The organism is Microcoleus sp. AT8-A3 (genome assembly GCF_036705675.1).
GTDB lineage: Bacteria > Cyanobacteriota > Cyanobacteriia > Cyanobacteriales > Microcoleaceae > Microcoleus.
In genome coordinates, this window is record NZ_JAUBVD010000040.1 from 35,194 (window position 1) to 46,448 (window position 11,255).

Below are 11,255 nucleotides of genomic sequence, written 5' to 3' on the forward strand. Positions count from 1 at the left end.
GCCTGTAGAGTGCGTCTTGAGATTTTAGATTTTAGATTTTAGATTTTAGATTTTTAATATCATATCAATTTTAGTTGTCTCGTTCATATTGTTAACCAGACAAATTTCTGGTAAAATAAGTTTTATATGTTGGCGTTTGTAGGGTGAGTCAGTCTTAAGGTTAGTACAAAAAAATCTGGTTTTTCAAACTGACGCACCTTAGTATTTTTGCCTACAAACCAATTTAATTTTCTGTCCTTTTAATCGGAATTTCGATTATAAATTCAGTGCCTTTCCCCACCACCGAGAAACACTTGATTTCACCTTTATGTTTTTCGACAATAATTGAATGGGAAATCGCTAAACCCATCCCCGTTCCCGAACCGACCCGTTTTGTAGTATAGAACGGGTCAAATATCCGCTGCTTGACTTGATCTGTCATACCTGCACCGTTATCAGAAATTCTAATCACAGCGAGAGTACCTTCTACCTCTGTACGAATGCGAATAATTCCCGGATTTTCGAGCGGTTCTTGTAACACGTCAATAGCGTTAGCAATAATATTCATAAACACCTGATTCAATAGTCCGGCGTAGCACTCCACCCGTGGCAATTTTCCGTATTCTTTAACGATTTGAATTGCTGGGCGATCGTACTCCGTACCCGCTACGCTATTGGGATGAACTTTCAGACGGTGTTCTAAAATCATCAATGTGCTGTCGATTCCTTCGTGAATGTTAACCTTTTTCATGTCAGATTCATCGAGGCGAGAGAAATTTCGCAAACTCCGCACTATATCCCGAATACGAGTGGCTCCCACCTGCATAGAAGACAGCATTTTGGGCAAGTCGTCTAGCACAAAATCCAGCTCTAAAACTTCTATTTGCTCCTGAATCGCTGGAGAAGGTTCCGGGTATTCATCTCGATACATTTCTACCAGTTTCATCAGGTTTCTGGCGTATTCTTCTGTGTAGGTAAGATTGCCGAAAATAAAGCTGACAGGGTTATTGATTTCGTGGGCGATTCCTGCTACCATCTGACCGAGACTTGACATTTTTTCTGCTTGAATGAGCTGGGTTTGAGCAAGCTTAAGTTCGCACAGAGTTACTTCTAGTTTGGCTGCTTGTTCTTGCGCTATCCGGGCTGAATCGAGGCTTTGAGTGTAAAGTTTAGATTGACTGATCGCGATCGCTAGTTGATCGCCAATTGCCTCCATTAACTCCACTTCCTCTTTTGTCCACTGGCGAACCTCCCTGCAAGAAATGCAGCCAACAACACCAGTTAGACCCCCCGCACTTTTAATCGGCAAATCCAAGACAGACTTGCAACCAACCTCCAAAAAGAATTTTTGTTCTACGGGATCGCTGACAGTTGCAACATCATCTATTTGATAAACTTCCAAATTAGCGATTTTTCGCGGCAGCATACCCGTTATGTCAGCAGGAAAATAACCCAAAAGCGAGACCAAGTCATCATTTTTAGCTTCGTGGACGACATCCCAAGCTGGTGGCGAAGCGTCGGGCAAATACCAGATAAACACACAGCGATCGACTTGCAGCAAGTCGCGAATCTGCTGCACAGTTGTTGCTAAAATAGTATCTAAATCTAGAGATTCGCGGATATTGCTAGCTAGCTGGTTCAGCAGCGCTTCCTGCTCCGCTAATTTGCGGAATCTCGCTTCCGACTTTTGCAACTGTCTTTGAGATTCTTTTTGTTTTGTAACGTCCAAACCCAAGCCGATTAAGCCGATCGTGTTTCCAAAATCATCTTTGACCTTAGTTTTAATTGTCTCCAAATAATGTTCTTTACCATCAGCAAGCTGCATCACTTCTTCAGCATAACAGGGAATATCTTGGCTCCACGCTTGCGCGTCAGATGCCATGCAGTTAGCAGATGCTTCTAATCCCATAACTTCGGAATAGTGAGATGCTGCTAAAAATCTTGATTCAGGTATAGCCACATCTTCGCAGAAAGTTTTGTTAATTAATAACATCCGTCCGCTAGCATTTGTCAGCCATACCCAGATCGGAGCGTTGTCAATAATTGCCCTCAAAGTTTGCTGTTGTCTGGCGAGAGCTTCTTCTGTTTGTTTGCGCTTAATTCCCAGGGCGATCGTATCGGCACTTGACGCCAAAGCAATCAGCGTTGATTCGTTCAACTCCTGGCGAGCAAACATCGCGATTACTCCCAGCAACTGATTGTCAACAATTAGGGGATATCCAGCAAAAGCCACCATTCCTTCACGCGCCGCCCATTTTTTGTCCTGGATTCGGGGATCTTCTTTCACAGAATTAGTGATGTGAGGTTGTCGCTCCAGGGCGATTAAACCAATCTTGAACTCCCCGACAGCAATGCGGCTGTGAGCGCCGTCAATATGAGTATATATCCCCGCGCTTGCTTGCAGTTGCAATACATTTCCGTCTTCATTCAACGTCCAAATCCGAGCAAAGGCAACATCCAAATGGCGCACAACTGCATCGGCGCAATATTGCAAAGTTCTACGCAAACCCTGGTTTTGAGTTAGAACAATTCCCACATCTGCTGTGAATAAAGAAAGTTTCAATTGTTCTGCTAAAGCTTGTTCTGCTATTTTTCGCTCTGTAATGTCCGTAGCAGAACCGAGACGCTGCTTAATTTTTCCCTCCTCTGTTCTGCTAAATACAATTTCCCGGCTGACTAGCCAGCGCCAACAGCCATTTTTGTCGCGCACCCGGTATTCGTACTCACCAACTTCGCCGTCGGGAGCAGTTTCCAATTGCTGCAAATATTCTGGAAATTTAGCTAAATCATCAGAGTGGATAATGGTAGGCAACAGACTGCTGCCCATTTTTTGAACTTCTTCGACGGTATAGCCCAGCGCGACATTGATTTCGCGGTTGTTGTACACATTTCGCTGCTCGATCTCGTCGTAGACATAGAGAATATTCGGAGTAGCATTGGCAATTTGTTCGAGAAAACGCTGGCTTTCTTGCAGCGCTGCTTCTGCTTGTTCTTGAGCGGTAATGTCGCGCCCGACACCATAGATCAATTCTTCCTCGCAGAAACCCGTAGCAGTCCAGGCTATCCACTTGTAAGAACCGTTGCGACAGCGCCAGCGATTTTCAAACCCAACGGTATTATTCCCCGTAGCAACACTTTCAGCTTCTTTTAAAGCAGTTTCGCGATCGTCTGGATGCACGAATTCAATGAAGAGTTTGCCAATCATTTCTCCTGGGGAATAGCCGAGGATTTTTTCTGCTGCTGGGTTGATGAGTGTTATATAACCGTCAAAACTAATGACGCACAGCATATCTAGCGAGAGGCTAAAAAAGCGATCGCCCCCGTTGGGTTCGCTGGATGGGCGATCGTTTTGGGCTGCGACAGCAGAAGCTTTTGATCCCGCCCATACCGCCAAAAAGACAATATTTGCTATTGCCAAAAATCCCAGGGCGAGTTGGCGATGGTAGAAATTATCGCCACTGCCAGCTACGAGCCACCCGTTTAACACCAGCAGTACAATTATCAAAATTGAGAATAAACTCCCAGGGGCGATCGTCGCTACGCTGATTTTTTTTTCAGAATGCTTTCTAGATTCTGCTTTTTGTATTGTGGTGACTGCAGCCATAATTTTTGTCCACAACAATTGCAGGAATTTCACCAATTTAGTGCTTTTGGATTCTCCTACTTGAACTGAATGTTTCATTCTTTTACTCTATAGTTACTTTGAGTTGTGCTGATTTAAAAATTACAATAAAGATGTTTAAATATTATAAATATTTCCTACTTTGCGAGCTCTAATATTGAATAATTGGGTAAATGTACCCAAAACGAGGAGATAATTAAGTATATTTACGGAAGTAGCCACCAATCTCTTTTTAGCTGGGGTACGCATTTGCTAATTTTTGCGACTCAGAGAGAGAGTTTACTTATAATACTACGCGATATATTGTTGTTAGTCATTGGACATTTGGCCTAATTTACCTAGTCCTAGACGCAAACCCTAATTATCTAGGCTGCGCCTGAATCTGCTTACCGCCTTATCGTAGCCTGTTATACCGCACTTTTGGCCTGTAGAAATAACTTGGTTTGATGTAGAAAAATACTGCGTTTAGCGCCCTGGCTGTGGGTTAAACAGCCCGGAATATTAGTCAACTTCAAACAGGTTGAATGTGAGCATAAATTATGAATTTAAAATAAATATAAACTTCTGATTTGTGAAAAAAAAAATCTTCCTAGCAGTTTTTCCTTGCACGAGATGTTCGCGCGCAATGGCTAATTAGTAATTGGTAACGGGCAATTGGTAATTGATACGAGTTTAAAACACTAGATATCAATTTTGTTCTGATTCATCCGCAGGCGATGGGGGCCAAGCAGCTTGGCGACCTAGTTGCTGTTGCCGAATTCGCTCCAAATTCCCCGCTGGAATAGAAGCTATGAGTTGTCGCGTGTAAGCTTGCTGCGGTTGGCGGTAAATGCGCTCAGCAGTGCCAATTTCTTCGATTTTACCTTTGTTCATCACGATCGCGCGATCGCTCATAAACTTGACCACGCTCAAATCGTGAGAAATAAAAATATAAGTCAGTCCAAACTCTGTTTGCAACTCCTTCAGCAAATTTAAAACTTGCGCCTGCACCGACACATCTAATGCCGAAACCGACTCATCGCAAATAATAAACTTAGGATTCAAAGCCAAAGCTCTAGCAATACAAATTCGCTGTCTCTGTCCACCCGAAAACTCGTGAGGGTAGCGCCGCATAAAATCGGGATTTAAACCCACTCTATCCAACAAATAAGCCGCGCGATCGCGCTGTTCTTTCTGGTTCTTACCAAAGCGGTGAATCACCATCGGTTCCATCACCGCATCCCCAACACTTAGACGCGGATCGAGAGAACTAAAAGGATCTTGAAAAATAATTTGCAGATCGCGCCGCAGCCACCGCAATTTGCGATCGTACTCTTTTTTCATCCGGTAATTAGCCATCCACTGCGATGCCGAACTACTTCTGGCAGGAGGCGTAATTTCTTGACCTTCAAAAAACACTTTACCGCTGGTGATCGGAATTAATTGCAGCAAAGCCCTCGCCAAAGTAGATTTGCCGCAGCCAGACTCGCCCACCAAACCCAAAGTCTCGCCGGGGTAAACCTCAAAAGAAATATCGTTTACCGCCATAAACAAGCGTTTAGTTTCGCCAAACATTCCCTGCACCGGAAAACCGACTCGCAAGTTATCAACAGCTAGCAAAGGGCCGGAAATATGCGGCAGCCTAGGCGGTTTTCCGGTTGCAAAAGCGGGATTTCCCCCACTGTTGTCGCCGTCTAAATCGGCATTTTTCTCGACAATTACTAATTCGCCGCTAGCATTTGTGGTGACATCCATAAAATCGGAAACTGTCGGCAAACGGCGCCTTTGCCGATCGAGAGTTGGGCGGCAAGCTAATAAACCTTTTGTGTAAGGATGTTGGGGATTGGTGAAAATTTGTTCGATCGCACCGCACTCAACAATCTTGCCTCGGTACATCACCGCCACCGTATCGCCAATTTCAGCAATGACGCCCAAATCGTGGGTAATAAAAATCATTGCCATGCCTCTAGAGTCCCGCAACTCCCGCAGCAAAGCTAAGATTGTTGCCTGCACGGTTACGTCCAAAGCCGTGGTAGGTTCATCAGCAATTAATAAAGTTGGATTGCAAGAAATGGCCATTGCAATCATCACGCGCTGGATTTGACCGCCTGATAGTTCGTGGGGATAGCGATCGAGCATAGCTTGTTTTTGGCCGTTGACGAGCTGCATCAAATCGCGATCGTCCTCCCGAACCGCTTCTTGCCGCAAAGCCAAACACCGCTGCCTGAGCTCATCGTCGCCCGGTAGCAGCTTCACTTCTTGCAGCAAAGAAGCAGCTTGGCGTCGCGCTTCTGTCTGCGACACCTGTTGGTGCAAACAAATGGCTTCTGTGAGTTGGAATCCGATCGTATAAACCGGATTTAGCGAACTCATCGGCTCTTGAAAAATCGTCGCAATCTGACTGCCCCGGTATGTTTGTTTTTCCCTGTCCGGCATTTCCAGTAGATTAAGGGGCCCATTGCTAGCGCCGTCTTTTGTCGGAGAAAACCAAATTTCGCCCTCGATTTTCGTTGACGAACTCGACAGCAAACCCATAACAGCCAGGGATGTTACCGATTTTCCCGAGCCCGACTCTCCCACGATGCCCAGAGTTTGCCCTCGCTTGACCTCAAACGAAATGCCGTCAACCGCTTTGACGGTTGCAGACGCATCGCCTGCGTCCGCAGATTGAAATTGAACCCGCAGGTTGCGAACTTCTAGGACGGTTTCACTCATGGAAGTCTATGGCAAAAATTAAAGGGAGACTAAGTGGATTGTAGCAGGGCCTGGTAAATTACCCAGCACGCTCCCTGAGTACAGGCACAGTGTGGGCTTTCAATCGCCCTGAAATAATCTTGCACATTGCAAAACAATCTCGAACATAAGGGCTTATTTACGAAAGCCCCAATAGCAGCAATATTCTTACTGCCGTTTAAGTCGGCATCACCTTTCCAGCCACAATGGTCACAAGCGAACTTTTTACCAATTCTATAAGATTCGCCCCGTCCAGGGTGAATATGATTGCACTTGTGGCACATTTTGCTAGTATATCTAGCTAGGCTCCCCAAACAAAATCTTTACGCTATGCTTTATAGCTTTGTAGATTAGGAATTGGCGCAACTGAAAGAATGCCCAGTTATTGAATCGTCTCCGCACTTGTTTCGAGCGTGGCTGCTGATTTGTGCGCTCCCTAATTCCCGTCAAATCTTCCAAAGCGACAACTTGATTTTTGTTCTTAGCCTTGGTTACGATACGGTGACTGATAGTGTGATTTACCAAAGTCTGAAAGCGCTTTTCCTTGCCCGACAACCGTTTCAACAATTCTCGACATCTACGCCGAGTGCAACGCGAGCCTTTCCTGGCTTTTCGCTGGATATTTGCTCTCAACTTGGCATAATGATTCCTAACTTTGGTAATTTATTTACCGCTAAATGTATCTCCCTCAGAAGTAACTGCAATATCACTCCTACCCAAATCACAGCAGTAAGTTTAAGGCTCTGGGAGCGAGAAAATTTTGTTTTTATAAATTATCGAACAATAGGGAACCAGAGGTTTTTAATATCGAGGAAAGATAATTTAATAAATCTTTGTATGCTGCAAGGACGACTCTCAAATAAAATGGGATAAGGCATCAAAGAAGCCAGCAACTCAATACTAACTTGTTTGTGGCATTGCCAAAGATATACCAAGATTTTAAGCGTCACGTATACGTCCGTTTTTAGTTGGTGTTGCAGGTGGATGTGGTAAAATTGAGGAAACATATTTAACAGATGGGGCTTGTTGACAAAAATTACCTCATCTTTTTTACCGCAACTTGCCGAAATCCGCAACAGGTAGGGATTTTGACGAGGTTGTCACCCCGTCAGCTCGCGAACGCCTGAAGGGTTGCATCAATTTTGATGGACTGCTCAGGCGCTACTTGGAGCTTGCAAGGGGCGGGTAAACCTGCCAATATCTGCCAATAATTGACAATCTCAAAAACCCGCGCCGGCCGGGATATTATGGTCAATCGATCGGACATGATATCAGTTAAACCCGCAACTACCCAACCAAAGTCCGCCTATCCCGACGAAACAAAATCCAGAACCTGCGGAGGCAGGTTTTGTCCCTGTAGCTGCGACTTAAGTCGCCCAGACTTTTCAAACATCTTCTAACCAACGCCCGCCAATTCGGTTAATAATATGTTTAGTAAAGTTTAAACGACCAACAACGATGATTCGCTCAGTTTTCACATTTTTTACAGTATTAATTGTAACCGGATTAGTATGGTTGGGAAATATCGCCCCCGTTGCCGCACAAGTACAACCAACAGATATCGCCGATCCCCAACAGGAATTGGGAGAACTCGTTCAAAAAGCTTTTGAAGCTACAAATGAAGGCAAATTTCCCGCCGCTGAAACTTTTTGGACTCAAATCATTGAAAAATTTCCCTCACAAGCGGCAGCTTGGAGCAACCGAGGCAATTCTAGAGTCAGCCAAAACAAACTACAAGCCGCTATTACCGACTACGAAAGAGCGATCGAACTAGCACCCGACGCCCCCGATCCCTACCTAAACCGCGGCACCGCCTTAGAGGGTTTAGGACGCTGGGAAGAGGCGATCGCCGACTACAATCATGTACTAGAATTAGACTCCCAAGATCCAGCCGCCTATAACAACCGAGGCAACGCCGAAGCAGGTTTAGGACAATGGGAACAAGCAATTGCCGACTACAGCAAAGCCTTTGAACTAGCCCCCGAATACGCCTTTGCCCGCGCCAACCACGCCCTGGCACTTTATCAAAACGGGCAAACCAAAGAAGCAATTCGCAACATGAAAAACATCGTCCGCAGATACCCCCAATTTGCCGACATGAGAGCCGCCCTCAGCGCCTGTCTTTGGGAAGCTGGAAATCGCGGCGAAGCTGAGAGCAATTGGGTAGCAGCCATCGGCCTCGACTCCCGCTACAAAGACCTCGATTGGGTTGCCAATACCCGCCGCTGGCCACCACTTGCAGTCAGTGCATTAGACAAATTCTTGCACTTGAAATAATCTCAAAACGCCAATGAAAAATTGTGAGCATCCCATAATTGTGGCGTATAATTCCTAAAAGGGATGCTCCAAAAAATTGCCAAATTTCATCCTAAGCTAGCAGTAAATAAACTCTTGAAGAACCATTTAACTGGTTCCCAAGCTCTGCCTGGGAACCGATGTAAGCGAGGCTCTGCCTCGGCCCAGACTAGGGAGGCTCTTCCTCCGGGTCTGCGTTACCAGGCTCTTCCTGGTAACGAGTATAATCATTTAGGATTGCTAAGCTGTTCGGCATTTAAAGGGCTTGCGTAAGGTGCGTCAGCATCTAAGGTTTTCCGTTTCAGCGTAAGGGTTCTAGCTGACGCACCCTACTAGCCTCGTTACTGGTTTAAATGCTCCACAGCTTAGAGCAGTAAATAAACTATTGAAGAACCATTAAAACTCTTCTTCCTGGTTTCTTATTTCCTCAATATTCATCCCTAAAATCCGTTCCCTCCGTTGAATTCTCTTCTCAAAAATCGTATTCTACTTCTCCAGCAACAATCCTATCTGTCACCAATATTCTGTACAGTTCCAGTTCTTCAACAGTAACTTTTCCGTCAGCACAAATCGCTCTTCTGATGTCTTCCATTTCTTGCTTAGATATCTTGCCGTTAGCAACAGCTCGCTCGATTTGGGCTTGGAGCTTTTCTAGTTGCCGAGTTTCTTCCAGCGTAGGTTGTTTATCAGTCGATCGCGAAACTAACATAGTGGCACTCTCCTAGAGCTTAACCTCTACTCTGTACTAAGCCGCCGCCGCAGATATTGTCAACTCAAAGATGCAAAAATTGACAAACAAATGTAACAAAACTACATTTACTTGTCAATAGGATAAGGTGCAAAATTATTTAACAAAATTACCTTTGTTTGTCAATAATATCCGGTTCGCTGCACCCTACAGACATTGTTTATCAAAAAAATAAGGTGCGGAATGCGTAGCCTACAGACTGACTGGCCTACTGAACTAATTCCCAAATCCGCGCAGCCGTCAACTCCTCGACATTCCTGAAAACCGCTGCTGCACCCGCATTTTCCAGCCCAGCAGCATAAGCCTCGCAGCGCACAGCATCATCCAAAACATGAGGTGGCAAAATTCCAGCCCCCAGCCAAACCCGATTTGGTTGCACTTCCCGCGCCTTCACAACCGTGTAAATATCCGCAACAGTATCTCCCGCGTAAATCACGGGCAAATTTTTTGCTAAACCATGCAGAGTTTCCAACTGTTCAATTGCCGCGAAAAGTCCAGCCGGATCGGGTTTTCCCGGTGCATCTTCCATCGCCACCAACACCGGGGAATTTAAACTCAGTTTCCCTGACAAAACATAAGCAGCTTCATCCCGCATCGCCCCGCTAAAAAAGCCCCAAACAATGCCCCCAACCGTTAAACTTTCCAGGTAAGCCGGACTTAACAGCAGCGGTTCGTCGCAAATGTAACCAGTCCAATTTTTCTCATCGGGCCCGCGATAGCGACTTTGGAAAAAAGCCACTAATTCGTCATAGTTGAGAGCGAGTTGGTTTCTCGATCGCCCAATTCCCTCAAAATAACGGCAAACTAACTCGAAAGACGCCTGCCAGTCATTATTCCACACTCCCTCAGACTTCAGAGAGTCGATATCGAGAGAATTCGGGCGAAAAGCACCCGCCGTGAAATGTTCCACCGCATCCGCGATCGCCCGCCGATAGGAACCCGACACATCCCGCACCACACCATCAATGTCAAAAACTACAATAACTCTGTTCACAATTTAACCATCCTTGTACCTAGGGCGGGTGAGAACCCAAATTTTATCGGTTTCCAGCCCCTGAGTGGCGCTAAAAGCAGTCGCGCCACAAAACTTTTTATGGCCGATGACCAATTATCGAACAGAGTGTGCTACGCTTAGCGATTGTAGAAATTTTTAACAAGTTCGATCGGAACCCTGGAGGTTTGCTTGTCCAAGTTCATCTTAAAAGTTCTCTGGCTAGAAGAGAATGTTGCCCTCGCCGTTGACCAAGTTGTCGGCAAAGGAACTAGCCCGCTGACATCCTACTTTTTCTGGCCACGCAAAGATGCGTGGGAAGACCTCAAAAACGAACTCGAAGCCAAACACTGGATTGCTGATAACGATCGCGTCGAAATCCTCAACCAAGCCACAGAAGTAATCAACTACTGGCAAGAGGAAGGCAGACGGCGCCCGATGACTGAAGCTCAGTCAAAGTTCCCCCTAGTGACTTTTACCGGCAGCAACTAAGCCCCGCTTTTAGTTGCTACCCATATACATTGCCTGTTATGGCTAACGAGGGGAAGGAGAGAGGGGAGAAGGCGAGAGGATTTGACGCTTTTTCCACCTCGCCGTGAAACATAAAATTTGAATTCGCTACAGCTTATATTGATATTAAATCCGATTTTCATACCTACTCTGGTTGTGGGCTTGGTCGATTCGAGATTTATTGAAAATAAAGCTCTAAAATCGGCGTTGTTTTGATAATTAATACTTAAGCGAAAAGTGGTTTGACGCGCTGCTTATAGATTTTTATGAACGGGCAAGATGCCCGTTCCACAAGAAAATTCCCTCTTTGTGGAACAGGCATCTTGCCTGTTATTGAAAAGGGTGCAAAATGTGAGTTATAACTGAAATGTACCATTGTCAATAAGCTTTATGAACGG

Annotated in this window: 8 protein-coding genes; 2 read left to right on the top strand and 6 right to left on the bottom strand. The window is 45.4% G+C overall.

Annotation, left to right across the window (positions count from 1 at the left end; genetic code table 11):
- Nucleotides 1–223: 223 nt before the first annotated feature.
- The 4 genes from QUB51_RS21125 to QUB51_RS30465 form a co-directional block, all read right to left on the bottom strand.
- A complete protein-coding gene (locus tag QUB51_RS21125; protein ID WP_333233880.1) occupies nt 224–3,661 on the bottom strand; it encodes a PAS domain S-box protein in 3,438 nt (1,145 codons plus the stop codon).
- A gap of 627 nt (nt 3,662–4,288) precedes the next feature.
- Nucleotides 4,289–6,295, bottom strand: a complete 2,007-nt coding sequence (locus tag QUB51_RS21130) for an ABC transporter ATP-binding protein (RefSeq protein ID WP_333263128.1) — start codon at nt 6,293–6,295, stop codon at nt 4,289–4,291.
- A 29-nt stretch (nt 6,296–6,324) separates the two neighbouring features.
- On the bottom strand, nt 6,325–6,627 hold the full coding sequence (locus QUB51_RS30460; protein ID WP_445243046.1) for a zinc ribbon domain-containing protein: 303 nt from the start codon (nt 6,625–6,627) through the stop codon (nt 6,325–6,327).
- The gene (locus QUB51_RS30465; RefSeq protein ID WP_445251911.1) at nt 6,611–6,946 is read right to left on the bottom strand and encodes an IS200/IS605 family accessory protein TnpB-related protein; all 336 of its coding nucleotides are present in this window, start codon (nt 6,944–6,946) and stop codon (nt 6,611–6,613) included. Before QUB51_RS30465 ends, QUB51_RS30460 begins: the two co-directional genes overlap by 17 nt.
- 825 nt (nt 6,947–7,771) lie before the next feature.
- On the opposite strand from QUB51_RS30465, the gene QUB51_RS21135 reads away from it, so the two are divergent.
- On the top strand, nt 7,772–8,590 hold the full coding sequence (locus QUB51_RS21135) for a tetratricopeptide repeat protein (protein ID WP_333056863.1): 819 nt from the start codon (nt 7,772–7,774) through the stop codon (nt 8,588–8,590).
- 490 nt (nt 8,591–9,080) lie between these two features.
- Here the strand turns inward: QUB51_RS21135 and QUB51_RS21140 are convergent, their stop codons facing one another.
- Both QUB51_RS21140 and QUB51_RS21145 read right to left on the bottom strand, forming a co-directional pair.
- Nucleotides 9,081–9,317, bottom strand: a complete 237-nt coding sequence (locus QUB51_RS21140; protein ID WP_333056864.1) for a hypothetical protein — start codon at nt 9,315–9,317, stop codon at nt 9,081–9,083.
- Nucleotides 9,318–9,564: 247 nt separating this feature from the next.
- Nucleotides 9,565–10,350, bottom strand: a complete 786-nt coding sequence (locus tag QUB51_RS21145) for a TIGR01548 family HAD-type hydrolase (protein WP_333211905.1) — start codon at nt 10,348–10,350, stop codon at nt 9,565–9,567.
- Nucleotides 10,351–10,527: 177 nt separating this feature from the next.
- On the opposite strand from QUB51_RS21145, the gene QUB51_RS21150 reads away from it, so the two are divergent.
- Nucleotides 10,528–10,839 (top strand): 30S ribosomal protein PSRP-3, encoded by a 312-nt coding sequence (locus tag QUB51_RS21150; protein ID WP_333056906.1) that lies wholly within the window; start codon nt 10,528–10,530, stop codon nt 10,837–10,839.
- Nucleotides 10,840–11,255: the final 416 nt, after the last annotated feature.